Origin of the sequence: Sphingomonas baiyangensis (genome assembly GCF_005144715.1) — a bacterium.
Lineage (GTDB): Bacteria > Pseudomonadota > Alphaproteobacteria > Sphingomonadales > Sphingomonadaceae > Sphingomonas > Sphingomonas baiyangensis.
The window spans coordinates 1,989,258-2,014,411 of sequence record NZ_SWKR01000002.1 but is presented as its reverse complement, the minus strand read 5'-3'; the positions used below and the strand labels follow the sequence as shown (position 1 = coordinate 2,014,411).

Annotated in this window: 26 protein-coding genes and 2 pseudogenes; 8 read left to right on the top strand and 20 right to left on the bottom strand. The window is 61.7% G+C overall.

From position 1 onward, the window contains the following. Positions 1-92: 92 nt before the first annotated feature. Positions 93-1,769 (bottom strand): ATP-binding cassette domain-containing protein, encoded by a 1,677-nt coding sequence (locus tag FBR43_RS13050; RefSeq protein WP_169542610.1) that lies wholly within the window; start codon positions 1,767-1,769, stop codon positions 93-95. Positions 1,770-2,337: 568 nt separating this feature from the next. Between FBR43_RS13050 and FBR43_RS13045 the strand changes: the two genes are divergently transcribed. Beyond that, complete coding sequence (locus FBR43_RS13045; protein WP_136943515.1) at positions 2,338-2,937, top strand: 2OG-Fe(II) oxygenase; 600 nt, start codon at positions 2,338-2,340, stop codon at positions 2,935-2,937. Continuing rightward, on the top strand, positions 2,934-4,697 hold the full coding sequence (locus FBR43_RS13040; protein ID WP_136943514.1) for an asparagine synthase-related protein: 1,764 nt from the start codon (positions 2,934-2,936) through the stop codon (positions 4,695-4,697). Before FBR43_RS13045 ends, FBR43_RS13040 begins: the two co-directional genes overlap by 4 nt. 4 nt (positions 4,698-4,701) lie before the next feature. On the opposite strand, the gene FBR43_RS16230 is transcribed toward FBR43_RS13040, so the two are convergent. Further along, positions 4,702-4,848 (bottom strand): hypothetical protein, encoded by a 147-nt coding sequence (locus tag FBR43_RS16230; protein WP_169542609.1) that lies wholly within the window; start codon positions 4,846-4,848, stop codon positions 4,702-4,704. 216 nt (positions 4,849-5,064) lie between these two features. Between FBR43_RS16230 and FBR43_RS13035 the strand changes: the two genes are divergently transcribed. Together FBR43_RS13035 and FBR43_RS13030 are read left to right on the top strand one after the other, a co-directional pair. Further along, positions 5,065-6,084 (top strand): SAM-dependent methyltransferase, encoded by a 1,020-nt coding sequence (locus FBR43_RS13035; protein WP_136943513.1) that lies wholly within the window; start codon positions 5,065-5,067, stop codon positions 6,082-6,084. Between the two features lie 86 nt (positions 6,085-6,170). After that, entirely contained in the window at positions 6,171-6,806 is a 636-nt protein-coding gene (locus tag FBR43_RS13030) for a class I SAM-dependent methyltransferase (RefSeq protein WP_169542608.1), read from the top strand. Here FBR43_RS13030 and FBR43_RS13025 read toward each other — a convergent pair. From FBR43_RS13025 to FBR43_RS12950, 16 genes and pseudogenes are all read right to left on the bottom strand, one after another. Beyond that, complete coding sequence (locus FBR43_RS13025; RefSeq protein ID WP_136943511.1) at positions 6,801-7,712, bottom strand: hypothetical protein; 912 nt, start codon at positions 7,710-7,712, stop codon at positions 6,801-6,803. The genes FBR43_RS13030 and FBR43_RS13025 overlap by 6 nt on opposite strands. Further along, positions 7,709-8,614, bottom strand: a complete 906-nt coding sequence (locus FBR43_RS13020) for a phosphoenolpyruvate carboxykinase (ATP) (protein ID WP_136943510.1) — start codon at positions 8,612-8,614, stop codon at positions 7,709-7,711. The genes FBR43_RS13025 and FBR43_RS13020 overlap by 4 nt, the downstream gene beginning before the upstream one ends. Then, positions 8,615-8,884, bottom strand: coding sequence for a PqqD family protein (locus tag FBR43_RS13015; protein ID WP_136943509.1), 270 nt, complete (start codon positions 8,882-8,884; stop codon positions 8,615-8,617). It lies immediately after the preceding gene. Continuing rightward, positions 8,833-9,738, bottom strand: a complete 906-nt coding sequence (locus FBR43_RS13010) for a hypothetical protein (RefSeq protein ID WP_136943508.1) — start codon at positions 9,736-9,738, stop codon at positions 8,833-8,835. The genes FBR43_RS13015 and FBR43_RS13010 overlap by 52 nt, the downstream gene beginning before the upstream one ends. Then, a complete protein-coding gene (locus FBR43_RS13005) occupies positions 9,735-10,940 on the bottom strand; it encodes a 2OG-Fe(II) oxygenase family protein (protein WP_136943507.1) in 1,206 nt (401 codons plus the stop codon). The genes FBR43_RS13010 and FBR43_RS13005 overlap by 4 nt, the downstream gene beginning before the upstream one ends. A gap of 107 nt (positions 10,941-11,047) precedes the next feature. Next, on the bottom strand, positions 11,048-11,836 hold the full coding sequence (locus FBR43_RS13000) for a phytanoyl-CoA dioxygenase family protein (RefSeq protein ID WP_136944216.1): 789 nt from the start codon (positions 11,834-11,836) through the stop codon (positions 11,048-11,050). Between the two features lie 168 nt (positions 11,837-12,004). Continuing rightward, positions 12,005-12,591 (bottom strand): annotated as a pseudogene (locus FBR43_RS16670) (IS6 family transposase); the annotation flags it as partial. A 45-nt stretch (positions 12,592-12,636) separates the two neighbouring features. Beyond that, the gene (locus FBR43_RS12990; protein WP_136943506.1) at positions 12,637-13,614 is read right to left on the bottom strand and encodes a ketopantoate reductase family protein; all 978 of its coding nucleotides are present in this window, start codon (positions 13,612-13,614) and stop codon (positions 12,637-12,639) included. 12 nt (positions 13,615-13,626) lie between these two features. Then, positions 13,627-14,124: a MarR family winged helix-turn-helix transcriptional regulator gene (locus tag FBR43_RS12985; RefSeq protein WP_212611927.1), complete on the bottom strand. Its 498-nt coding sequence runs from the start codon at positions 14,122-14,124 to the stop codon at positions 13,627-13,629. Between the two features lie 5 nt (positions 14,125-14,129). Further along, positions 14,130-15,410, bottom strand: a complete 1,281-nt coding sequence (locus FBR43_RS12980; RefSeq protein WP_136943504.1) for a 2-hydroxyacyl-CoA dehydratase family protein — start codon at positions 15,408-15,410, stop codon at positions 14,130-14,132. Continuing rightward, on the bottom strand, positions 15,407-16,552 hold the full coding sequence (locus FBR43_RS12975; RefSeq protein WP_169542606.1) for a 2-hydroxyacyl-CoA dehydratase subunit D: 1,146 nt from the start codon (positions 16,550-16,552) through the stop codon (positions 15,407-15,409). The genes FBR43_RS12980 and FBR43_RS12975 overlap by 4 nt, the downstream gene beginning before the upstream one ends. Further along, a complete protein-coding gene (locus FBR43_RS12970) occupies positions 16,545-17,558 on the bottom strand; it encodes an NADPH:quinone oxidoreductase family protein (protein ID WP_136943502.1) in 1,014 nt (337 codons plus the stop codon). Before FBR43_RS12970 ends, FBR43_RS12975 begins: the two co-directional genes overlap by 8 nt. Beyond that, positions 17,555-18,484, bottom strand: coding sequence for an alpha/beta fold hydrolase (locus FBR43_RS12965; protein WP_136943501.1), 930 nt, complete (start codon positions 18,482-18,484; stop codon positions 17,555-17,557). The genes FBR43_RS12970 and FBR43_RS12965 overlap by 4 nt, the downstream gene beginning before the upstream one ends. Beyond that, positions 18,484-18,687: a hypothetical protein gene (locus FBR43_RS12960; protein WP_136943500.1), complete on the bottom strand. Its 204-nt coding sequence runs from the start codon at positions 18,685-18,687 to the stop codon at positions 18,484-18,486. The genes FBR43_RS12965 and FBR43_RS12960 overlap by 1 nt, the downstream gene beginning before the upstream one ends. A gap of 82 nt (positions 18,688-18,769) precedes the next feature. Further along, entirely contained in the window at positions 18,770-19,486 is a 717-nt protein-coding gene (locus tag FBR43_RS12955; protein WP_136943499.1) for an IS6 family transposase, read from the bottom strand. Between the two features lie 367 nt (positions 19,487-19,853). Further along, the gene (locus FBR43_RS12950; protein WP_136943498.1) at positions 19,854-20,162 is read right to left on the bottom strand and encodes a hypothetical protein; all 309 of its coding nucleotides are present in this window, start codon (positions 20,160-20,162) and stop codon (positions 19,854-19,856) included. Positions 20,163-20,203: 41 nt separating this feature from the next. Between FBR43_RS12950 and FBR43_RS12945 the strand changes: the two genes are divergently transcribed. Continuing rightward, the gene (locus tag FBR43_RS12945) at positions 20,204-20,890 is read left to right on the top strand and encodes an SOS response-associated peptidase family protein (RefSeq protein ID WP_136943497.1); all 687 of its coding nucleotides are present in this window, start codon (positions 20,204-20,206) and stop codon (positions 20,888-20,890) included. A gap of 74 nt (positions 20,891-20,964) precedes the next feature. On the opposite strand, the pseudogene FBR43_RS12940 reads toward FBR43_RS12945, so the two are convergent. After that, positions 20,965-21,381: pseudogene (locus FBR43_RS12940) on the bottom strand (DDE-type integrase/transposase/recombinase); the annotation flags it as partial. 710 nt (positions 21,382-22,091) lie between these two features. On the opposite strand from FBR43_RS12940, the gene FBR43_RS12935 reads away from it, so the two are divergent. From FBR43_RS12935 to FBR43_RS12925, 3 genes are all read left to right on the top strand, one after another. Further along, entirely contained in the window at positions 22,092-23,039 is a 948-nt protein-coding gene (locus FBR43_RS12935) for a manganese catalase family protein (protein ID WP_136943495.1), read from the top strand. 218 nt (positions 23,040-23,257) lie between these two features. Continuing rightward, the gene (locus FBR43_RS12930; protein ID WP_136943494.1) at positions 23,258-23,509 is read left to right on the top strand and encodes a DUF6894 family protein; all 252 of its coding nucleotides are present in this window, start codon (positions 23,258-23,260) and stop codon (positions 23,507-23,509) included. After that, the gene (locus tag FBR43_RS12925; RefSeq protein WP_136943493.1) at positions 23,506-24,225 is read left to right on the top strand and encodes a Crp/Fnr family transcriptional regulator; all 720 of its coding nucleotides are present in this window, start codon (positions 23,506-23,508) and stop codon (positions 24,223-24,225) included. Before FBR43_RS12930 ends, FBR43_RS12925 begins: the two co-directional genes overlap by 4 nt. Positions 24,226-24,556: 331 nt before the next feature. Here the strand turns inward: FBR43_RS12925 and FBR43_RS12920 are convergent, their stop codons facing one another. After that, on the bottom strand, positions 24,557-25,063 hold the full coding sequence (locus tag FBR43_RS12920; RefSeq protein ID WP_136943492.1) for a MucR family transcriptional regulator: 507 nt from the start codon (positions 25,061-25,063) through the stop codon (positions 24,557-24,559). Positions 25,064-25,154: the final 91 nt, after the last annotated feature.

Sequence of the window (25,154 nt, the reverse complement as noted above, 5' to 3'; positions counted from 1 at the left end):
GGGCTGGCGGGGTTGCGCGGGCGGGGCATGCAAACTGATTAGCAACTGGCCGCAAACGGGCGGTGCATTTGGTCTGACAGAGCCTTGCGAGCTTATACCTCTTTAACCCGAATCGGCTGGCAACATAGACCATCTGGCAGGCGCACCCTGTCCTCGATTACGCGGCCCCCCATCACGCTAATTTGTCGTGTGCACGCACGTAGGGTTTCGGTTCGATGCGCAACGATCAGAATGATGGGCCGTGGCCGAACGGCCGCCAGCCGCATCATGATCTTGTTCTCGGTCTCGATGTCGATGGCGTTACTCGCCTCGTCGAGGATCAGCATGAACGGCCGGCGCATCAATGCACGGGCCAGAGCGATTCGCTGACGTTCCCCGCCCGACAGCCTGGCGCCGTGCTCGTTGAGCATGGTGTCCAATCCCATCGGCATCGCGCGCACCGTCTGCGCGATCTCGACCTGCTCGAGCGCTCGCCAAAGCGAGGCATCGTCTTGTAGACGGCAGCCCCAGGTCAGGTTCGTACGGATCGTGTCGTTCATCAGGAACGCGTCCTGCCCTACATACGCGATGTGTTCGCGCCAGCACGGAGCCAGCGCGCCATCAAGCGGTAGGTCGTTGACGTGCATCGAGCCCGACTGCGGACACAACAGGCTGGCCAGCAGGTCGATCAGCGTCGTCTTGCCCGATCCCGAAGCACCCGTGATGGCGACGATCTCGCCAGGTTCGATGGTCAAGGTCACGTCGTGAATCCCGCCGCCATCGGCATGCAGATAAGTAGCCTTATCGAGGCGGACGGTCCCGCGCAGATCGACGGCCCCGTCATGCGCGCGCACCTGCATCGTTCGAAGCTCCTGCTCGAGCTGACGAATCTCGGTATGCGCAGGCAGCAACGTAGCGAAGACCTCGACATTTTGGTAGATGCCGAGCGCCGGGCCGGCCATGCGGCTGATGATGAGCAATGCTGCCAGCAACGTGGGCGTACCGCCCTGCGTCCAGAACCCAACTAGCAGCATCGCTGCGCCGGCAAGCCCTATCCCCGCCGAAACGGTTGCGCGAAAGCGGCTCAACTCGCGTTGATACGCAATCTGTCCTGCGCTCATTTCAGTCGAGGTATCCGCAAGCACCTGTACGAAGGCCATTTGCGCGTTCTCGGCAGTCGCCACTTTCAGGCCGTTCAAGAGGCGTTCGGTCGTTTCGGTCAGGCCAAGCTGCGCTCTGCCGATTTTCACGCCTTGTCGCAGACCTCGTTGGATGCCGAACCACAGCCGAGCTGCGCCTATGAGGGTGAACACTAAAATGGCGATGCCGACTCCGGGAACGAGCGCGAGGACTACAATCAACTGCGCGGCGAACATGAGCAGCGAGACGACGATCTGCATCAACAGTTGTACGGTTCCGCCCACGCGCTGGATATTGACTGTTAGCGCGTTGACTACTCTGGCGTGACGAAGGCCGGATAGCTGCGACCAGTCGGCGCGTGCTACGGCGGTGATGATGCACAATCGCTCGTGCTCAATAAACTCGATCTGGAGCCGGGCGAGGGCGCGCTCGCGCGCCATCAGAACGATCGCCCGCAGCAATATGATGACGACGAAAAAGCCGAGCAGACCGGCAAGCTGACCGAACGGCGAACTGATACCGACCTGCGCCAGAAGCGACGCAATCGTTCCGCTTGCCCGACCCTCGGCATCTGCCAGCACCGCAACTAGAGGTACAAGCATCGCAAGGCCCACGCCCTCAAGTATCGCGCCCAACAGCATCAGCGTCATCGTCAACGCTACGCGGCGACCTCCCGCGAAAGCAAACAGGGCTTCGCCGAGGCGTCGGAAGGAAGCCAAGATCACAAGGCGCAAGGGTCGGTCGCCTTCACTCCGATGCCCCCCGCGCGGCATTCGCATCAACGCTGGTGCTCGCCCCGGTCGCATAGAGGCGAACAACGCGGGCTGCTGCGCAGCCTCGCGACGAGTGCAAGCGATCGCACGGGCGGAGAGTTTCCATCACTCGCACAGCACGATTTTCCTTTCGTTTGCCCTATTGGCAGCGATAGTCCCGGTCCGCGCTTGTTCTGGCAGCGCTATGGGTTGCCCGGTCGCGTTGTCAACGCGCCGCTACCGGCGGGATGCCTATCTGCGACTCTGCCATGCCAAGGTTCGATGCGCAGATGCGCTATGCGACGCCACCGGGCAAAACACGTTGCCGCAACCGCAGCCTTTCCCGCTAGATGGGCGTCGCAGTTGGAAATGCGCCATCGCGCTGGTCGTAACAAGTGGTGGAAACCGAGATGCGATCGACTATGCCGAGGAGGCGGCCTAAGACTTCGGGAACAACCGGGACACGATGCTGGAGATCGGTCAAAGCGAAACACTGCTTCCCGCCGACTCAACGGCTTGGCGCGCGGCGTTTGCAAAACAGCGTGCGCTGGTTCTCCGCGACGCCATCCCAGTCGATTTAATGCGCAAGCTGACTATGCTGATCGGGCGGAGTCACTTTGTATCGAACCGAATCGACGGTCTCGGCCACCGCGAGATCGAAAGCCCGCCGGTCGCGGGAAAGGCGATCGACCTGCTTCTATCGCGATCGTCGCTGTTCAGGTGGCTAGAGCATACCACCGGCTGTGAATCCATCATGCGAGTGGGAGGCGCGATAGCCCGTACCTGGCCTAATTCAGAAGACCACCTCGATTGGCATGATGATCTCAACACGCCGGAAAGCTCGTCGCGCCGCCTTGCGATCACCATTGCTCTCGACGAACTCGAGTACGAAGGCGGGCTGTTCGAACTGCGCAACGTCGGTAGCTCCGATCCGCTGTTCTCCTTCAAGCATGACAGGTTGGGCACGGCCGTCATATTCGAGATTTCCGGCCGCCTGGAACATCGCGTTGCGCCACTCATCAGCGGTGGACCCCGCCTTGTCTATGCTGGCTGGTTCGTCGGATGAAGAACGGGGTCTACGCGCTGGCTTCGCTCGACAATGCGCCTCTGGACCCAAGCGACTTGCGTAGCCTCTCTTTTGGACCCCGCCCTCAGCTATTTTTCGAGCACGGCTGCGCGATCGACATACGGGACGGTCAGAACTCGGCGATTCATTTCGCGCAGATGCCGGATGGGCCGTGCGCGCTACTAGGCCACCTTGATGAGCCGCACGAGGTTGCCGATCGGCTCGGGCTGGACCGCAATGCCGGAAGCGCCACGCTCGCTGCTATGGCACATGTCCGCTGGGGCGCGGATATGGCCACGAAGCTGTTGGGCGAATGGCTGATGATGCGGTGGCATATCGCCGCGCGCCGGATGACGCTGGTGATGGGCGAATGCATCCGCGACCATTGTTACTTCACAACTGACGGCGCGCGCGTGGCCCTATCGCCAAACCTATCAAGGCTGACGCAGCTTTCATGGGTCAGTGGCGAGTTCGATCCCGAAATGATGCTCAGATCGATGGGCACGTACAATCTTCGCGAAGGAATGTGCGGCAGGACGATCATCAAGGATGTCTTCGAACTGCGCTCCGGTGAGGAAATTATCGTCGATGCCCATGGCGTTCAGCGCAGATTAGCGACACCAGCCGCGCCGCCCCCGAAACGACGTATAGCGTTCACCGACGCGATAATCGAGCTGCGCGAGACCATGCTGGGCATCATGACGCAGCAACTGCGCCGAGGGGGCGCTGCGGCATTTATGCTCAGCGGCGGGCTTGATTCGTCGCTGCTCTCCGCTCTGGGCACACTCGCGCTTCCCCCGGAGGCGCGAATGCTATGTCTTACCTCGGCCGCGCCGATCGACAGCAGCGTTGCGGATGAGACCAAATGGGCCTCTTTAGTAAGCGCCCACCTGGACGTGCCAATGCTTCCCGTTCGGGTCAACGCTACGCGCGACATCTACAGGCCCACGAACCGGACGTTCAGCGCGTTCGAGACGCCGCTGCAGTCGCCTCGACACTATCTGTATGAAGCGCTGGAGGATGCGGCGCACGATCACGGCTGCGACCTGCTGATTGATGGCCTGTTCGGCGAGCTTACCGTGTCGAACGTTCCGGCAATCGAGGGCGCAAATCCTCGCCATCGGACACTGCGACGCTGGGCGGCAGCTATTCGAGACGCGATGGGGCAGCGCACGCAAAGCGATCTGGACGATCAATTTCTCGTTCGCTTGTCCCCCGATGCGCGACCAGCTCATCCGCTTGCGTTGGTTGAGCCGGTTGCCGAGGGCTCTGACAGAGTCGATGATGGGACGTTTGGTGTATTGCATGGGGCAGCAAAGGCGGCCGGCCAGCCCTCTAATTGCAGCATTCCCGCGCTGCGCTGCGTGTATCCGTTTCGCGATCGCAGGCTGATTCGCCTGATGGCCGGCTACCCGGCCGCGTTTGCCAGCTACGGAAATCAAAATCGCGCGCCGATCCGGCACATGATGCGCGACCTGCTTCCGGATGCGATTGTCCAGCGGACCAGCAAGCTCAGCTTTTCACCGACCCATGCCTTGCTGATGCGTCAGCATGCCGGACAAGCGATCGCCCGCATGACGGACGATCCCGTGGACGCGGCGACGAGATGGCTCGATACTGCATGGTTGCGGAACGCACTGCTACATATCGAAAAAGGCGGACCGATCTCGAACGCGTTCGCCACGCAAGTGCAAATGACCGCTGCGGCGGTTGAATTCTTTCGATGGTGGCAAAGCGAAGCGCTGGCAGCGCCCCGCTGAGCGCTTAGGACAGCGTGCAATCAATAAAGCGACCGCCGTCGCCGCCGCGACCTGGGAAACCTTGGGTCTCCGAAACGCTCAGCTCGACCACTTCTGGCTCGATCCATTCGGCGAGATCGGTTGCCATCTCGCTGCCCTTACCGTCCGTCATGCGTCGCCTCCCTATGAGATCTGCCTGAAAACACGTTACGCCGACTGATCGTGTTGGCGCCCCGATACCGCAATCGCATTACCTTTGCAATTTGGCGTCGCAGTTCGCATTGCAGATCAAAGCAGCGCTACCGGAGCGAGCAGTCTACGCCGGAGAGAGCGATTGGCCGAGGATATACTGTCACGCTTCCCCAAGGTTCGCGGGAACGCCCGCGCAATGGCGATGCTCAGCGTACTCCTGCACGCGAAGGGAGTACAGGACGATGCTGTGGCGCTGGCCGTAGCGGCGATAGAGGCGGCGCCCGAGAATATGGCCGTGCGCGACATGATCGGTCATGCCTTTGCCGTCGGGGTGCAGAGCTTCCACGTGCCGATGCTGCTCGATGGCGCCAGGAACCAGGCCTATGCGCGCGCAATCGAGCGCATGGTTAAACCGGGGATGCGCGTATTGGAAATCGGAACGGGGGGCGGCCTGCTGGCAATGCTATGCGCCAAGGCAGGGGCCTTTGTGACGACTTGCGAGGAGCAGCCGACCATCGCCGCTATGGCCCGCGCAATCATCGATCGGAACGGCCTTTCGGATCGCATTCGCGTGATAGCGAAGCGATCGAACGAGCTGCGGATACCCGATGACATGGCTGCGCCCGCCGAGCTCATCGTCCACGAGATTTTTGGGGCTCGTCTGTTCGATGAAGGCGTGACAGCCGCGCTGCGCGATGCACGTGCGCGATTGCTTGTAGCAGGAGCGCCGGCGCTTCCCCCCGTAGCCGAAATTCGATGTGCGCTTGCCCGGTCGAACGAGCCGCCTCGGCGGGTCGGCACGGTCGAAGGCTTCGACATGTCGCTGTTCAACCTATTCAACGTCCCGGGCCGGCAGAAACCGCTGCGCAGGAAGCGTGACGTTACCTATTGTTCGGCGCCCACCGGGGCACTGCGCATGAATTACGAGACGCCGGCGCCCTTCGGGCCCCGATCCGAGACGATTTCGCTCATGTCGGAGGGCGGGCGGATCGATGGGATCATGCAATGGCTCCGCCTTGATTTCGGCAATGGTGACATACTGGAAAACGACCCGTTCGACAGCGAAGGAGCGAACTCCTGGGGGGCGTCGCTGTTCGATCTGGTCACGCCGGTCGAGACGGCGCGAGGCGACATTGTGGATGTCACGCTCTCGCACAAGGACATGCGGCTGCTGGTGGATGCGGCAGTTCGACCAGGCAGCCGTGCCCGACAATGATCGCACATGCGGTGCGACGCCTATGCGGCAGGGCATATCGACGCGTGTGGCCCGAGGCGCGCAGTATTCGCAATCTCGAGCGCCACATGGGGCACCTGCTGTGCCAGCCCCATCCGACGACCGGGTGGCACCGGCATCCAGCGCTGTTCGCCGCCGTGAGGGATCTGTTGGCGGGCGTCGTCGAACCACGATTGCTTTCCTATGGCTGCTCGACCGGGGAAGAGGCCCTCTCGCTTTACGAAGTGCTGCCGAATGCGCATGTCACCGCGATCGACATCAATCCGCGCTCGATCAGGCTTGCGCGAAGACTTGCAGCCCGTCTCGCGGTCGAACGGGTGACATTTGTTTGCGCAGGCGCGCCGCCAGACCCAGCACTAATTGAGAGGTTCGATGCGGTCTTCTGTCTTTCGGTGCTGCGCCACGCGCGTCTTGAGAGCGAGCTCCCGGAAAGTTGCGCAGCGATCCTGCCGTTCGCGCGCGCGCAGCTTCTGATGCACCAGCTCGACGATCTGCTGAAGCCCGGCGGATATCTGGTGATGTGGGGCAGCAATTTCCGGCTTTGCGATACCGATCTCGCCAGCCGCTATGCCACCATTCCGACTCCCGGATGCAAACCGCACTGCGGCCCGTTCTACACCGCCAACGACCGACGCGCCGATGCGGCAGACACGGCCGAGTTCGTGTTTCGCAAGCGATCCGACGCGCCGAACGACGGGCTATAGCGCGGCGATCTCGGTCGGTGCGCCGGACAGTTCGACCTGCGCCAAGCGCTGCATCGCGCGATCAAGGAAAAGTACGTGTCCGCCGATTCTTGTCCGCCCCTCTCGGCGAGCGAACTGCGATGTGCCGACGATGACCGCTTCTTCGGTAAAGGCGAGCCCCCGGGTCATTTCGGCGCTTACCCTGCAGTGCAGGCCGGCGGAATTCATCAGGGCCCCGTCCATCGAGGCACAATGCCATAACAGTCCGTCCTCATCCTGAACGATGTCATGACATCCGGTGGCCGGCAGCGTTTCGCGCCGCACGACCCGCCAGTCCCTGTCGAGCCAGGCAAGTTCGCTCGGGCCAATGCGGCCGCCCGCGGCATTGTGCAGCAACACCAGCGTATGGCCGTCTGCCTGTGCGATCGAATTGATATGATGATAGCCGTCGACGACCGGGTTCCCGAACGGGAAAAGCGTGGCGCTTGTCGATCCGTCACCGGCTATAAGCACGATCGCTTGGTTGGCGGTGTCGACGATACAGACTTCCGTGCCGATCACTGCGAGCTGGTGACACTGATTGTCGAGTCCGGTCGCGATGACCTGCTCGTCGCACAGGCGTCCGCGATCAATCCGCATCTGCAACAAACGTCCCATCCGCGACGGGCCTCTTGAGGGATCGCACGTCTCGAAGAGATAAAGCATGTCGTCGTGGCGACGCAGGCCGAAGAACAGGCCGAAAGCGACGAGCTTGGCGGCGGCGGGAGCGACGGCGAACAGCCCCTGACGCGACGCGACGAGGCATGAGTAGCCAGTGACACATCGATCGATCACGCGAATCTTGTCGGTACGATAGGCATGCGCTGCCAGCGCGCCGCGCACCGCTCGCAGGCTGGGTACGGTATTAGAAGCGCTGAACTGGCTCACGGCCGGTGGATCAAAGCGATCGCCTCCAGCGCGTCCGCAGCCCGTTGCCTGCGGTCGCGCACGGTCGCGGCGCAAATTGCCGGAAAGCGGATGATCGGCAATGAGCCGCCATGGCGCAGAATTTGCGCAAGCCGCGTCCGGTGGTTGGGGAACGCTGCAAGCCACTTTGGCCGAAAAAGTTGCTGCAAAAGCAAGCCCGGACGCTCCACTGGCGTAACGGGCGCCGTGCTTTCGCCGAGTAGCAGCATTCCGGCGATTGGCATGCTTTGATGTGCGGTGCGACCGAGGGGGCGCAATTGCCATTTTCCGCGCGCGTCGCCCTTGACTGGCTGCCGCTCTAACGCCTCGATCTCGTCGGCCAGCGCGGGATCGAGGCGCATCGTCGTCCGTCCGGGATAAATGCTCAGACCGTTAGCGCCGATGTGCAGCACCGACAGATCGTCACTCACGAACCGCGCGCCGAGCGAAAGTAGGTCGGCGGTAAGTACCGATTTGCCGCTTCCGGACCTGCCTGCGATCAGGAATGCGTCGCCGTCGAGTTCGATTGCGCACGCATGCAGTGGCAAGGCGCCTCGCCAGGCCAATGTGAGCGCAGCCACCGTACCGAACAAGCTCGCAGGCAGCTCACCCGTCCATCCCGGGCCCGGAAAATACTGGATGCGCACGCCCCCCACCATGTCGAACACCATTTCGTCGCGCCACTTTACCCGGCATCCGTCGGGGTAGATTTCGCCAGTGTTGACCGCGCATGGGAATGCGCGGTCCGCCAGACGATCGGTGTGCTCGATGTCTACGTCGTAGGCGCGTGTCGCGACCGCATCGAACGGCGTGAGCGGGAGATCTGCGCGCCAGGTCAGCCCAAACGCAGATGCGCAAAAGCTATGCGAAGCATTCACCCGCAATCAGCGCGCAATAGCGAGGCCGAGCTTCTCGAAACGGTCGAGCATGGCCGCGACCGACTTTGCGCAGTGATCGGGCGCTACCGCGAAGCGTGCGCTCAATTGTTCGGAGAGCGCCTTAGCTGTCGTGGGAGTTTCCAGGATTTCCCATGCCGCGGCCGCGGTAGCGTTCAATGAAAGATAATTACCACGCTCGACGCTGATCATCACGAGCGCATCTTCTATGTTCGCGCCGATCCACTCGTCGTTGCGGTGCCAGACAGTCTCGTCCATTCTTCCCCCCGAGCCAGCTTGGCCAGAGTCTCGTGCTCTACGGATGAAAGCGCCGGTCTGGATTCGCCGCGATGCCAGAAATACGCGGGTACGCGATGCGCTATTTGCGCGCAATCGTGCAATCGACTGCCGTGAAGTCCCAGCAGATCGGGTACCTTCGGCCGGTGGCGGTTGACGAGAAGCTGCTCGATTGCGCCGACGCCCGATATGCGCTCGAACGGAGCACGGCTCTCGTTGCGCGTCACGAAGCAGATCGCGCCGAGCTGGGCCTCCTGACAGCGAGCAGCGGCTGGCACGGAGCGGAAACGGCGAGGCAACGCGGCGGCTTCGCTCAGGAAGTAGCCCTCACAAAGCCCGCTGACCGATACCGCATTCGCTGACAGCGCAAGGCATACGCTGTCATCTGCGATCAGCCGTGCGCCATGCCCAGTCAGTTGTGCGATGATCGTCGACTTTCCGATACCCGATGGGCCTGCAAAGATTACGGCCCTGTCGCTGCCGGGCAATAGTGCTGCGGCAGCATGCAACACGAACGCGCCGCGCATCCACAATAAAGCAGGCAAGGCGGTTGCGATCAGCAGTCCCTCGACCAGTTCAGGATCGGCTGCGGGCGCGACGTTGATCTCGATTCCGTTGGGCGCACACCGATAGCGGCCCACGCCCGCCGGTGCGAAGTGGAGATACCCGTTCTCCAGCCAATAGATGGGGCTATTGGCGTCTGTTGCGTTGAAAGGCGCGCCTATCTCGATTCGAAGTTCGGCAACGAGCGCACTCGCGCCGCATGACAACGGGTCTGCGCCTCGCACTGCGATGTCGGTTTCCGTGACAAGGCCGTACGCGATGCAGCGCTTCATGCCGGCCAGATATCGAACGCCAGACAGATGCGCCGTTCCGTTGCCCCGTGCGGGAAGGTACGGTGGTAGGCGTGTGAAGGGAATAGAAGCATCGATCCCGATTGAGGGCGGACGAGTTCGTAACCGAACGCCTCCGCTGCCTCTTGGCCTGCTTCGTCTTCCGGAATGCCGAAAGCCAAGCATCCCGCCGGTCCGCTGCCTTTCGTGATCGAAGAAGGCACATCGACATAATATACGCCGCTCATCCAGCCGAATTGGTGGACATGCCAGGTTTCAAACCCGGCGCTCTCTGTAATCACGCACCAGCTGTGCAGGATGCCCCGTTCGGGCCGTGCGGAGATCCAAGGATGATCTATCCGCGGCAATCGATCGATGTATGCGTCGACCGCCTTGGCCAGCAACGATACGAGCACTTTCACCAGGGGGCGCCCGCCCGCCAGCGGCTCGTCGATGCGCCATGTGCGTTCGGATGCGGTCCCGTAGCGGTCATAGGTCAAGCCAGGATGGTCCAGCAGTTCTAGCGCTAGCGCCGCGTTGAAGGCTGCAAGGCTCGGCCAGCCCGGTGGGGTGGGCAATTGCTGACGATGGCGAAATACCGCGTGGTTCACGCTCGTTCGAGCTGCTTCGATGTCGCCAAGGCGCGCGAGCGCAAGCGTGCGCGCGGCCAGCGCGCGCGAATGTAGCGACCCGCGCTTCGCCAGATCATCGATAAGCTCGAGCACGCCGCGACAGTCCCCGGCCTTTAGATGCAGCGATACCAGCCGTTTGCATGCATTCTTGTTGGCCGGGTCCAACTCCAGCGCTTCTTCGAACGTGGTGCGCGCCGCCTCGATATCGCCCAGCCTGACTTCGGCCCTGCCACGTGTAGCGAGCGCGGCCGCACGTTCGTGGCGATCCCCAGCTATCGCAATCGCCAAACTGGCGGCGGCAGCAGCGAGGCGGGTATCGTCGAATTCCTCTCGCGCGAGATGAGCCTCGGCAAGGATGAGATTATCGTTGTACTGCCGTTCATCGAGCGCAATCGCGCTCAGCAATTGAATCACTTCGTCGAACGCATCGGCTGCCATTCCCATGAATGCGAGCTTGCGACGTATTACCAAAGAACCAGGATTCGTGGCGAACGCGGTTCGCAACAATGCGCGTTCCTGCGCACGGGTTATCGGAGCCGCGTGCTCGACGAGGATGCGTTGATAGTTTGTCATTGCTCCCGTGAACTCATAACAACGCCCTGTTCAAATTGCCCCGGCAATCTCCAAACACGTCGCCTTGTGCCCTGTATGGTGGGCGCGGCTTGGTCGGCTGCAGCAAGTCAGTTCTCGATGCTTGCACGGCTCAGCCGCGCCTGCCACCTTGAACCGAACGCTTCGAAAGCACTGCGGGAAATCTTCAGCTTCCGATAGTGCTTTGCTTCTGGTGGGTCGATCTCGACCCACCACTCGCGCGACAGCGCGCTGAAGATAACCGGTCTAGGCACATCGCGGTTGTTCGCCAGTCCGCGATGGTGAATTCGGTAGTCCCACATGATGGCCGAACCGGGATCGAGTGTCGGCGCAAGATCATGTAAGGTAGCCGGCGTGGCGCCAGGTGTGCGATGACTCCCACGCCAGAAGGCGGTGCGCCCACTGGCCTCGTCCATTCTGACCAGCGGCACCGCGAAGGCTAGCGCGAACGCAGGTAGTAGATGGTCGACCCCCTGCCTTGGGTAGAGCCAGGCATCACGGTGCGCGGTCTGATCGGGAGCGCCAGGAACCGCAACCAGTAGTCCGACCGAATCGATCTTGAACGTGTCGTCCAGCAACGTGGCGGCAATGCGAGCAACCGGCTTTGGCAACAGGACGGCGGGATCGGCCAACGCGCCATCGATCTGCAATGGAATGGTGTGGCGCCCGACATAGGGGCCGAAATACTGCGCGCGGTCAGGAAGAGCCATGTCAGGGTGGCGCGCTGTCACCATCTCGCTGCATTCGGCAAGAAGATTTCGGTCGATCAGATCGTCGAGCACCACGACGCCATCGCGGCGGAGGTGGGCCACCGCAGCCGCCACCGCGCACCCATGGTCGGCTGTCGACGCGAAGGAAACGCGATTATGATCGTGCATCGCAACCCCTTGCCCGGCAGATGGCGCAGACTCCGCGCCTCGTGCACATTGCCCGCACAACTGGCATTTGCAAATCGTGCCGTGCGAAGATGAAGCTGGCGGGGGTGCTCTCAGTCTAATGCGAACCGCCCCTCCCAGGAAAGCACTCGGTCTTTGAGGGCTGGAGTCTAGCTTGCGAGTCCGCTGGAACCGTAGAATTGCTCGCTCTCGTCGTCGAAGGGCAGGTGGCTGTTCTCCACCCGGTTATTGACCCAGCGGCCAATCTCCTGCTTCCCGGCGTTCCCGAGCTCGTTCATTGCCGCGCGGTAGGAGCGCAGGCCGTCGGTGGTGATGGCTTCAGTGGCACCGTGTCGCTCGAGCGCCCGCTTCATGAAGCGCAGCGCTGCGTCCTTGTCTTGGCTCCTGGTGGCGTAGCTTTCGAGGATATCGCCTTTTTTGACGACCGCGCGCCACAGGTAGACCATCTCGGCATTGAGCTTCACGTACATCTCATCGAGATACTATCGCCAGTGACGGAACCCTCGCATCACTGATACCCGCTGCCGCCGGATATCGCCGGCGAACATCGGCCCGAACCGGTTCCACCACACCCCCACCGTCTCATGGCTGATATCGATCCGCGCTCGAACAGCAGGTCTTCGATATTCCGCAGCCACAATGGGAAGCGGACGTACATAACGACCACCAGACGGATTACCTCACGGCGATGAATTGAAATACCGGAACGGGCTATCAGGTTTGCGCAGACGGGGCATGCAACCACACTATCGATTGGCCGCTAAGGAGGGGTGCGTTTGGTTTCACAGAGCCTCTGACAGCGTCCCCGCCGGTGAACTCGTCCCTCGCGCATTCGCTTGAACGCGTTGTCGAACTCGCTCACACAACTGATCGAAGCGCGGGGTAGAAATACCGCGCGCGCGCGCGATGGCTTGCGGCGCGTCGAGCAGCGCGGCGGTTTCAAGCGGCCGACCAGCGCGCGCATCCTGCAACAACGAGCTCGAATGGCCTGCCGCTGGTCGCGGACGAGAGGCGTCTATGGTGACGCCGTCGGCCTGTGCGACCTGCACCAGCTCGGCCGCAATAGCAGCGCCCTCAGGGCCAAGAACCGGATCGTCAAAGACCTCACGTGAACTTCGACCAGCCAAAAGCGCGGGAACCGAAACGGTCACATTGGCAATCAGTTTGCGCCAAACTGCCGCACGCAAATCCGCTGTTGCGGGGGATTCGATGCTTGCTGTCGCTAGCGCTGCTTGGAGCGCGGTTAGCCTTTCAGACGCGCCAAAGCCTATTGCGCCTAACAATAACCGGTTTCGCCCGACCGAATCGTTTCGGACCAAGCCTGGTGCTTCCACACTATTGGCCGAGTAAACGACCGCACCGATGCTACGCGCCCGCCCAACGGTGTGTTCGATCACGCCATCAGGATCGAGAATGCTGCCTGCCGTGTCTGCGGAATACCACCATGGGATGCCGTTCTGCGCGAACACCACCAATGTGGCCGGCCCGAGCAGCGGCGGTGCAATCGCGGCAAAGCTGTCTAGCTGATGGGCCTTCACCGTTACAATAACCACGTCATGAACGCCAAGTTCGGCAGGATCATCCGACGCAGCTACGCGGGCCGTCAGTTGCTGATCCCCCGCAATCAGGCGCCATCCGTGCTGCCGAATTGCATCGAGCGTGGGACCACGAGCAACTACGGAGAGCGGGTATCCTGCAGCGGCCAGACGAACCCCGAGGTTGCCGCCGACTGCGCCCGCTCCGAACATGCAGATGCGCATGATGTCAGCCGCTCACAGCAACTGACGATAGATCTTGTCGAGCCAGACGCGGAATACCTCCAGTTCCTCAGGCGTTAGCGCCTCGCGTGCTTCGCGCTCATTCTCCTGCGCAGCGGCGAACAACTCGGCCAGTGCTTCCCGCCCTTGGTCGGTGATGTTGACCATATGGCGCCGTCGGTCAGAGGGATCGCGCGCACGCGTTGCCCAGCCGCGCTTTTCCATGTCGTCGATGATGCCAACCAGCGCAGTCTGGTCATATCCCCCGAACCGCGCGAGATCGATCTGCGAGATGCCGGGATTGGCGTCGATCAAGGCCAGAACACTGAAGGCGCCTGCGCGCTGTCCGAGCTTTAGAGTCTCGAGGCGATACTTTTCGGTCAAATGGTTGCGGATGCGCCGCAACCGGAAATTGAGCAGATCGTCGAGGACCCCCATCGAAAAATTGCCCGCGACACCCCGAACCGATGCGCTGGGGGGCGAGATTTCGGGTTGCACATCGCGCGGCGGCATTCGTGTCATGTGAGTACGCGGTCCTCCAGAAACTGGCCGACCTTAGCAATCATTGCATCATTGTCCCACAGCCGCGCGTCGACCATGCTGGCGGTCAGCGTCAGCACCGGAATACCCGCCCGCTCCAGCGCCATGGCGCATAGCTTGGTGCCGAACGCTGCCAGCCGGTCGCCCACCGGCACCAGCATGACCGCGGCGTCGCACTGATAGTCGCGCGCCTGCTCGATGATCCATTCGGACATCCAGCCGGGCAGATGCAATTGCTCGTTCATCGAGATATGCCGCGCCGCGAGCGCGCGCAGCGGATCGACGCCGTCATCGAAATACTTACGGTATCCGTCGGAGAAGAAGTTCGAATACATCGACCACACGAACACCGCGCCATAGCGCTCCTCGAACGCGCGGTAGAAGCCGGTGTTGAACCACAGGCCGTTGTTCACCCACAGCAGCCGCACGCGCTCGTTGGGGCACGCCGCCACGCCGGCGGCCGCGCGCGCTTCGAGCTCCGCGCAATAGGCTTCGAGATGGTCGATCGCCCACTGGCTGCCGCGCGACCAGGTGGCCGCCATGATGTTGGTGAGCTGTTCGGGCAGCGCGACCGGCGCCGGGCGCGTGCGTGCGATGATCCGCTTGGCGCGGTCGACGAGTTCGCCCGCGCGGTTCACGCGGTGCATCACCGCGCGGAACTCGGCCGCATCAAACGTGCGGTGCGACAATGTCTCGGTGACGGCGATCAGGTCGCGCAGCTGCTCGGTCTGGAAATCGAGGCGCGGCGTTTCGTAGAGTTCCTCCCAGTCGTGCTGCGCGCGCTTGTGCCAGCCGGAACGAAGCTCGCTCACCGACGAGCTGTCGAGCGCGACCAATGGCACGCCGTCGAACGCGCCGGCCCATTGCTCGCCGATCTTTTGCCCGACATCGCCGCGCAGCCGCTCCAGGATGAGCATCGGTCGCGGCAGCCCGCCATAGGGCGCGCGCTCGGGATCGCCGTCGAGCGTGGTCATGAAGGGAAGGCTGCCGTAGCGCGGCAGGCCGTCATGATAGCCGAGCCGGTCCATCAGATCGAAATAATAGGGCGAAAGCCGCTTCGCCGCGATCACCGCCGAATACCAGGCGAGCGAGATCACCGGGATGTCCATCGTGTGGAATATCTCGTGCGGCGTCACGGCGTCGGCGATCACATAGTCGCCGCCGCCTTCGATCACTTCCTCGCGGAACCGCGCCTGCGTCGCCTTCTGGTGCGCCTGCGCCGCGACCGTCGCGACCATCTTATCCTGCGGATCGGTCATGCGCGGCCCCGTTCGATCTGGTCGATGAAGCCGCCGATCGCGGCGCGCTGCGCGGCCTCGGGCGGGGCGAACCAAGACTGGCGCTTGAGGAACAGCGACGGCAATCCGCGTGCATCCATCGCCCGCTTCTGGTCGGGATATTCCCAGCCGAGCGTGTCGTCCCACTCGTCGTGGATGATGACGACCCCATCGACCGCCGCTGCCTCGGCCAAGGCAAGGAACCGCGCGTCCTCGCGCGCTTGCGGATAGGCGCGAGGCCCCGGTATCTCACGCTGATAATGGAGCGCCAGCGCTTCCCACGGATCGCCGCTCTCGCGGACGGGCCGCTCGAAGATTCGATCGCCCGCGATATGATCGTGCGCGACGACGCGGGCGCCGCAATCCTCCACCAGCATGGTGAAGCGCGTATGATGCTGCGGGCTGCCCTTCACCATCAGCCGGGGGCCGCTGCGCTGGATCGGCGCGGGGGGATTGCCGACCAGTGCCTCAAGCACGGCGATGGCTTCGTCGGGGTGCAGGATCTGCGCGGCGGCGATGACGTGCAGTGCATCGGCCCCGCTCAGTCGCGGAGCTTCGCCGTGCCAAAGTGTGCTCGCCGCCGTCACCGCAGCGCGAAGGCGATTGGCGAGCGCGATGCCGCCTGCCAGGCGCGCATCGTCGATGACCACGCCCCCCGCGCGGTGCAACCGTTCGGCCATCGCGTGCAGCCGGCCGATCACATAGCGCGTGGTGGTGTAGGACGGCGTCTGCAACAGGTCGAACAGCCAGGCCGGCGGCAGCGCGACCTCGGGTTCCCAACGCGGTATCTCGCCGATCCAGTAATAGAGCTGGAGATAGATTTCGGCCGATCGCGGCACCACGAGCAGATCAAGCGCGGCGTGCTCGCCGGCTAGCAGCGCTTCGAAGATGGCGCGTACCTCGCCGTCGAAATACTCCTCCATGTACCGGTCGGCGCGCACGGGGGTGCGTTCGGTGCGGCCGGTCAGGCGGATCGGATGCATCCCGGCGGCAAGTACGAGTTCGATCGGCACCGAATTGAGGAAATAGCCGACAACCGGCGTGCCGGCTGCGTGCGCACGCGCAACTTCGGCCGCGGGATCGGCATAGGCGGCGCGCAGTCGCGCGAGGGCGGCGTCAGTCACGGGCCGGCTCGCCGACGCGCACCACCAGCTTGCCGAGCGCTCCACGCGCGGCGATCGCCTCGATCGCGCGCGGCCCGTCGGCGAAGGCATATATGTGCGACACGCGCGGGCGCAGCTTGCCCTCACCGTACAGCGCGATGAGCGCGCGGATATTGGCTTCGGCCACCGCGGGCTCGTTGGCATTGAGGCCGCCGTTGAATACCCCCACGATCTCGCACCCCTTGAGCAGCGGCAGGTTGAACGGCAGCCGGGGAATGCCCGCCGTGAACCCGACGACAAGGTAGCGCCCTTTCCACGCCATCGCGCGGAGCGCGGGTTCGGCATAGTCGCCGCCCACCGGATCGAACACGATGTCGATCCCGTCGGAACCGCCGAACGCCTTGAACTGCGTGCCAAGCGCACGCGCGGCGTCGCTGTCGAGCGGGCCGGGCGGATAGACGATCGTCTCGTCGGCACCGCAGGCGCGCGCGAAATCGGCTTTCTCGTCGCTCGATACCGCCGCGCACACCGTCGCGCCGAACGCCTTGGCAAGTTCGATCGTCGCCACACCCGTGCCGCCGGCGCCTCCCAGCACGAGCACGCGCTCGCCCTGTGCGATGCGCGCGCGCTGTACCAGCGCGTGATAGGCGGTGGCGTAGGTGAACAGGAAGGCCGCACCTTCCTCGAACGGCATGTCGGGCGGCATCACCGCGCAGATGGATACAGGCACCGCGACGAAGCCGGCAAGGCCGCCCCATCCGGTGCGCGCGATCACGCGGTCGCCGATCGAAAGCGCGGTGACGCCCTCGCCGACGTCCCGCACGATTCCAGCGATCTCACCGCCCGGCGCAAAGGGGCGCGCCGGCTTGAACTGATAGCGATCCTCGATGATGAGGCTGTCGGGGAAGTTGATGCCGCACGCCTCGATGGCGACGAGCACCTCGCCCGGCGCGGGCACCGGAGGCGCCGCATCATACAGCGCCAGCGTGTCGGGTCCGCCGATCGCGGTGCTTGCCCACATCTTCATGTTCGGTGCTCCAAGGTTGCGATGCCGACGCGCAGCGCCGCGATCAGCGCGATCGGCTCGTCGACCATGATGTGATGCCGTGCACGCGGGATCGCGGCGACGAAGCGGCAGTCGGGCAGTCGCGCCGCCAGCCGTTCGGCATGATCCGCCGATACCAGCGCCGATAGCTCTCCGTGCAGGATGCCGAACGGGACGCCCGCGCGTTCGACTAGCGGATCGGCGCCGCTGCGATCGAGCGTCGCCCACATGCGCGGATCGAACCGCCACATCCACTCGCCCGATCCGTCGGCGGCAACGCGCACCGAGCCGCGCGCGAGATGATCGACGATGTCGGGATGCGCGCTGTCCTGCGGCGGCGCGAAGCGGTAGCGCGCGACGATCGCGGCTTCGCTGGCATAGCGCGGCGGTGCCTTCCCCGAAACCGCCCAGTCGGGCGCCGGCCGCTCGCGCGGGGGCACGAAGCTGTCGACCATGATGCCGCCGCCGATGCGATTGCCGTGGTGCACCGCTGCGTACATCAATGGAATGCCGCCGAAACTATGTCCCACGACGATGGGCGGACCTGCCTGATCGAGGCCGGCGGCGTCGATCGTGCCGAGCAGCTCGCGCGCATAGCCCTCGATCGAATAGCCGTCGCGCCAGTCCGACCCTCCCATGCCGCTCCACGAGATCGCGGCGCAGCGATGGCTCGCGGCGAAGGCGGGGGCGATGAAGCTCCACCAGTCGGCATGGGCACCGTTGCCGTGGAGGAAGAGGAGGCCGGGCTTGCCGGCCTCGCCCCAGGTCAGCAGTTCGATGCCGGCACCCTCGCAGGCGAAGCGCGTCCGCTCGGGCGACATCGCCAGCGTATCGGCGAGCCATGGCGAGCGTGGCGGCGGCGCGCCTTCGAACCGCGCCAGCGGCAGGTCGGCGGCACCGTCGTCCATCAAAACCGCTTGGCGAGCGTGAAGGCGACCAGCCGGCCCAGCGCGCTGGCCTGGCCCGGATCCCAGCCGCCGGCGATGTTCACGAACGGCGGGTCCTCGTCGAGCACGTTGGTGACGGCGATGCCCAGCGACAGCCCGTCGAGGATGCCGCCGCTCTGGATTTCGTAGCTGATGTCGAGGTCGATCGGGTTCCAGCTCTTCACTTCTTGGAATGGCGTGACGGGTGCTGTCAGTCTAATGCGAACTGCTCTCCCCAGGATGGAGCTGGGTCTTTGAGGGCAGGACCTAGCTTGCAAAGGATTGCCACTCAGCCAGTGCGGCTGAGCGTCGTTCCTTAAAGGTCTGGCGGTCGACGAGATGGCGTTCGAGATTGAAGTGGTTGTGGATGTTGGCGTGCACGCTGGCGAACTTCTGCAGTGACTTCATTCGCCGGAACCGCAGCATTGCTCGCTCTCTTCGTCGGAAGGGCAGGTGGCTGTTCTCCACCCGGTTGTTGACCCAGCGGCCGACCTCCTGCTTCGCGGTGTTTCCGAGCTCGTTCATCGCCGCACGATAGGATCGCAGGCCGTCGGTGGTGATGGCATAAGGCGCACTGTGATGTTTGAGCGCCCGCTTCATGAAGCGCAGCGCTGCGTCCTTGTCGCGGGCCCTGGTGACGAAGCTCTCGAGGATCTCGCCTTCCTGGTCGACGGCTCGCCATAGGTAGACCATCTCGCCGTTGAGCTTGACGTACATCTCATCGAGATGCCACCGCCAGTGACGGAACCCTCGCATCGCCGACCTTCGCTGGCGCCGGATATCGCCGGCAAACATCGGGCCGAACCGGTTCCACCACATCCGCACCGTCTCATGGCTGATATCGATCCCGCGCTCGAACAGCAGGTCCTCGACATTGCGCAGCGACAGCGGGAAGCGGACGTACATCATCACCACCAGGCGGATCACCTCCGGCGATGAATTGAAGTACCGGAACGGGCTAGCGGGTTTGCGCGGGCGGGGCATGCGACCCCATTACCAGCTGGCCGCTAACGAGCGGTGCATTTGGTCTGACAGAGCCAGCTAGCGAGGTTCTGGTTTGAACGTCACGCCAGATTTTCAAAGTCGCGGCCTCAGCCGCACGCCTTTAACCAAGAGCGCCGCACGACTGAGCGTTTCGCGCGCCCTGAGATGATAGATTGCCTGCATGCGGTCCATGCCGGTCTGCTGTTGCAGAAGCGCGATTGCGCTCTCGCTAGGCATCATTTGACGCTCCGTCCGCTATGCGAGGCTGGCGGCTAAAGCGGCTACCCCGTCCAGTTGGCGAGAGGAATCATTCAAAGCCCGTTTCGATCCACCTCGGTACTAGAGGCAACGAATAAGGGCGAATGGGTCAGGCGACAGGAGGCATCCGCACCTGCGTGCATGCTTCGAATTGAAGTTTGGCGGCTCGGTCCTCATGCTCGCGCGCCATGCGTTCAAGCTCGTCACGAACGTGATCGAGGGTCGTCGCGCGGGCGGCGGAGCGGCATTCGCGCGCCAATCGGGCCAGTCTTTCAAGGTCAGTTTCCACGGTCGATCCACGCTGACTCGGAATTGGCTCAAGCGCTACGCGTGAAAATCGATCCGTTCGCATTTCGCGATACGGCTTTTTGACCTGGTCAAGAATGCCGCGATAAGCAGTCGTGAGGAATGGCGCCAACTTTCAACTTGCAGGATATCATCATGTGAAACCGATATCGCATGACAGCCAAGCAAGCCGAACTGGCCGCGCGATACGGTGTTGGCGCGGTCTATCCTGAGGACGCGACGTTCCCGCCGCCTGAGCTGTTGCCCGATCGCGACGCATGGGTGATCCGGCAGGATGCCGAAGGGCGGCGGCTGGACAAAATGACATGGGGCTTCCCGCGCAAGGTTTCCGGCAAACGGATCGACAAGGTTTCCGGCAAACCGATCATGCTCGACACCAAGGTGACAAACGTCCGCAACTACACATCTCCGTTCTGGAAGTCGGCGCTCGCAGACCCGGCACGTCGCTGCCTCGTGCTGTTCACCAGTTTCAGCGAATATGGCCCCGGCCCCACCGGCAAGCGCCCGCTGTTTTGGTTCGACGTACCAAGCCGCCCGATTGTCAGTTTCGCGGGCGTCTGGCGATCGACCGATAGCGGCGCGGTGTTCGCTTTTTTGACGACCGAGCCGAACCCGCTCGTCGCGCCGATCCAAACCAAGGCAATGCCGGTGCTGCTTGACGAGGGCCACGAGGAACGCTGGCTGACGGGTTCGTTCGACGAGGTGTTGACCCTCGTCAAGCCGTTCCCGTCACAGATTATGTTAGTGACGCAGGCCGAGAATACGCGCGCCAAAACTGGTGACGCTGACAGTGAGGCCAGCAGCCACAACAAACCCGAGCAACCAAGCCTCAACCTTTAGAGGCGTCGGTCGGTGCTGTCAGTCTAACGCAAAGAGCTCTCCCACGATGCAGATCGGTCTTTGAGGGCAGGGGCCTAGCTTGCGAAGGATTGCCACTCAGCCAGGGCAGCCGAGCGTCGTTCCTTGAAGGTCTGGCGGTCGACGAGATGGCGTTCGAGATTGAAGAGGTTGTGGACGTTGGCGTGCACGCTGGCGAACTTCTGCAGCGACTTCATCTGTTGAAACTGCATCATCGCTCGCTCTCGTTGTCGGAAGGGCAGGTGTCTGTTCTCCACCCGGCTGTTGGCCCAGCGGCCGATCTCCTGCTTCCCGGCGTTGCCGAGCTCGTTCATCGCCGCACGGTAGGATCGCAAGCCGTCGGTGGTTATGGCTTCAGGCGTACCGTGTCGCTTGAGTGCTCGCTTCATAAAGCGCAACGCTGCGTCCTTGTTGCGGGTCCTGGTGACGTAGCTTTCGTGGACTTTGCCCTCCTGGTCGACGGCAGGCCACAGGCAGACCATCCCGGCCCAAGTCATTCGGATAGAGACTTTCGTCCTAACCTAGGATGTAGCGACGAACAGCCGCCCCCCTTACGCGTGACTTGAAACCGAACGAAGTGCTCGGTTGTCCGGTCGGACGAGCGGGAAAGCGCTATGGAGGCCAGAATGACGCCAGAGGGGAAAGACTACTACACCAAGCGCGCGTGCCGGGAACGCCAGATGGCTGAGAAGGCCACCGACAAAGCCGCCCGTTGCTCACATTTGGCTTTGGCTGAGCAGTACGAGCGATACGCGCGGGGCGAAATGGTACGCTTGGGTATAGTCCAGCGCGGTTAAGGCTGTCGTTCCCGGAACCAGCCTTTTACCCGCGCGTCAGGCATTGAGCACGATGCTCCCGCGCGAATAGCAGGTCCTCGACCTACCGCGGCGACAGCGTAGAGCAACGTGCATCACAACCAGACGCACCACCTCACCTGGGATTAACTCGGCGAAAAAGGCTCGCACAGCGGCGCAGGATTGCTGCGCTTTCGATTGCTCTCTTACCGAGCGGTTCGTTTCGAGCATAAACAGATGGTCGGTGGGTCGTATATCCGGTTTAGTTGTTGCAATAGTAAAATCGCCCTAATCCAAATTAGAATAGCCGGAAGATACGTAAATTCCAGGAACAACCTGAAAAATCATCGGTTTATCCTCCAGTACATGACCAATTGGGACGATAATCTATGTTTATGCACAATAAACGGCTGCAATATACGGTCCGTGTAGCAGAGCCAAACCCAGTCCTAGCATCATTGATGCTCGAGCAGTTTGGTGGAGCAGATGGCGAACTGGCTGCCGCGATGCGCTACTTTACCCAAGGCCTCGGTGAAACCGACGCGGGGCGCAAGGACCTACTGATAGATATCGCCACCGAGGAGCTTAGCCATTTGGAGGTTATCGGATCGATCGTAGCAATGCTGAACAAGGGTGCTAAAGCTCAGCTAGCAGAAAGTGCTATGGAAGAAGCCGAGCTTTATTTGTCTATGACCGCAGGCGGAAACAGTCACACACAATCACTACTTTATGGTGGCGGTCCGTCGTTAACTAATTCGTCGGGCGTGCCGTGGACTGCGGCGTATATCGACAGCCGCGGCGATCCGACCTGTGACCTACGATCGAACATTGCGGCCGAAAGTCGCGCGAAGATTGTGTACGAACGGTTGATTAACGTCACTGACGATCCCGGCATCAAGGACGCGCTTGGCTTTCTGATGACGCGAGAGATCGCGCATCAGAAGTCGTTCGAAAAGGCGTTGTACGCGATCGAGAACAATTTCCCGTCGGGCAAACTGCCCGGCATTGCGAAATATGCGAACGTCTATGTCAACACGTCGCAGGGCGATGGCGATGTCGAAGGACCATGGAATTCGGGTGAGCAATGGGACCGCATCGACGATCTGACGCTAACAATGCCTATTGATGATGGTGACGGGACGGCATCGGTTGGTCTCGATGCAACCGATGCTGAGGTCGCCGAAGCGCTTGCGGCGCGTACGGCGTCGGCAACAAGCGAGAACCCTACGACTGGTGTCGACCTTGGTGCCGGCCCCGGAGCGGGCCGGGTAACCGCCCAGGATATGGGGGCCGCAGACGACATCCAAGACGCCATGAAGTTGGCGGACGCGATGTAAGGCGATGGCCCGTCGGCATCACCCGACGGGCCATCGTTTCGCTGGCTTCGGTGGTTCACACCACTAGCGCCCGCGTTACAAGATGGGTTCGGGCAGAAAGCGCGTGAGATTAAGTTCCGATCCAAGCGCTAGCAAGTCATGGAATGCCACCTAAACGCCGGCTGCCCCCCATGCCTAAGTTTTCGATTTTCAACACGATTAATTAGATGAGTTGAAGGATGCGCTATTGGTTCAACGTCCGAAACGGGAATGGGTTCACGCCTGATGAGGAGGGCCAGTTGGCATGTGATGCCAGCGCAGCGCGGCGAATCGCCATCGAAAGTATCCGTTCGATAATATGTGAGGAAGCCTTGCTCGGAAAGCTTGACCTGAGCGGGGAGATTGACGTTTGGTGTGATAACGAGGACGTGGCATTTACCGTTGCATTCATCGATGCGTTCGATTTGCGCCTTCCAGCCGAGGATACATGATAGACAAGCATTTGATGCGGACGCGAGCCCGTCATACTATAACTGAAGAAGAAGAGGGATCAATTCGAGCGCTTGTGAGCGAGACCCGGCAATACGAGGCCAGGAAAACTTTCATCCATGCAGGAGAAAGGCTCCACCACAGTACAATTCTGCTCGATGGTTTGATGTGTCGCTATAAGGATCTGAGAAATGGCCAGCGACAAATTACCGAATTGCATATTCCTGGTGATTTTGCAGACCTCCATAGCTTCTCATTAAAGTGTCTTGATCATAATATCATGACCTTAACCCCATGTCGGGTAGCTTTGGTTCCTCATGAGCGGCTCACAGCGCTTACATATGATCAACCGCATTTGACCCGCGTCTATTGGTTCTCCACCAATCTAGACGCGGCCATTCATCGAGAGTGGGAATTGTCTTTGGGCCGTCGCGATGCAGCGTCGCGAGTGGCACATCTTTTTTGTGAACTTCAGGCTCGCTTGGCCTTGGTGGGGCTGGCTGACGAAACAGGATACCAGCTTAAGTTGACTCAAGCCGACCTTGCGGAGTGTTTGGGGCTAACTCCGGTGCATATAAATCGATCGCTTCGGACACTTCGAGAAGAAGGGCTAGTTACATTCAGGTCTGGAAAGGTCGAAATACATAACACAAGTGGCCTTCAGAAAGCTGCTGAATTCGATCCGGCATTCCTTTATTTACATGAGGTGGAAGACTGACCTGCCAAGTCGTAAATTTGATCGCCCCGCGGTTTTTGAACGGGAGCTGCAAAGGTAATTGCACCGATCTAGACCTTATCAGGCGGTGCCCTAGCGAACTAATCCGATCCGCTCTCATACCGCGAACCTTGGCATTTTGAGGAGCCATTTAGCTGCCAATTCTAAATTGAAACGCGCAAGCGGAGCTTGCGCGGTCTGCGTTTATTTCCCGCCAAGCACATGGCGATCTGGATTTGGTCCAACCGAGCTCGGCGCTCCAACGTGAGGCTGGCGCCGCAGCTAAGTGACAAACTCAGCGCGGGCCCGCGTGGTTCAGCGCTGCCCCAGGACTTTATTCCGCAGGCTTGACTGGCGATTTGCGCGCGCGCTTGGGCTTTGCTTCACTCGAAGCAGCGGTAACACTGGCCTGTCGTCCTTTTGATCCGAGACCGATTTTATGTGCCATTGCCCGGCGGGCTTCCGAGTAGTTTTCAGCAACCATCGGGTAGTCGGGCTTCAAATTAAACCGCTCGCGATATTGCTCGGGAGTCATACCATGTCTCGAGAGGTGGCGGCGAAGCGTCTTGTATGGCTTGCCGTCGATCATCGAAAGGATGTGATCCTTCGATGCCAGAGATTTCCGAACCGTCACCGCGGGATTGAATCCTGAATCCGCTTCCGAAACAGGTTCCTGGCCGGGTGCTCCAGTTGTTCCGGCCAGTTCGCTGATGGTACGGTGCATCTGGCGGAGAAAGATTGGGACATCCTCCGCAGCTGCGCGATTATTCTGATTGCCGAGCCATGCAATGGTCAGTTCCGTAGCAAGCTTAATCGAATCTAGTTTAATCTCTTCAGACATTCTGAACTCCATATACGATCACATCGGGCTGCTTATTCAAAGGATATCTCTATGCGATATTAGTCCGATAGCCAAGATATTGTGCCGCTGG